This is a genomic window from Macrococcus sp. CoH-51_TC_04 (genome assembly GCF_058188655.1).
In genome coordinates this window covers 1-277 of sequence record NZ_JBVGOY010000064.1, presented here as the reverse complement: position 1 = coordinate 277, position 277 = coordinate 1, and the positions used below count along the sequence as shown (strand labels likewise).

Below are 277 nucleotides of genomic sequence, written 5' to 3'. Positions count from 1 at the left end.
GGCCACGATCAATGCTGGCCAGCCCCTGACGTGGACGGACGACGGCTCGGTTACTCCGGTCCCTCCGCTTCCTGCGTCGGGCAACTGGCCGATTCGTTACAACTCGATCGATCCGGCAGTCGGCGGCTCGCTGACAGTCAACGTGTTCTACGCGGAACGCCAGCAACGCATCGACACAAATCCGACCCGCCTGCAAATTGGGTAAAACATGAGTACGCCATATCAAGAAATCTATAAGTATCAGGTGGATTGGCCATCGACGGACTCAACAGAAAAC

At 56.7% G+C, this 277-nt stretch carries 1 protein-coding gene; it reads left to right on the top strand.

Features of this window, described 5'->3' with window-relative positions; translation table 11 throughout:
- On the top strand, positions 1–205 hold a 205-nt coding region (locus tag ACZ2V4_RS11785), incomplete at its 5' end, for a hypothetical protein (RefSeq protein ID WP_490514959.1).
- Positions 206–277 lie beyond the last annotated feature (72 nt).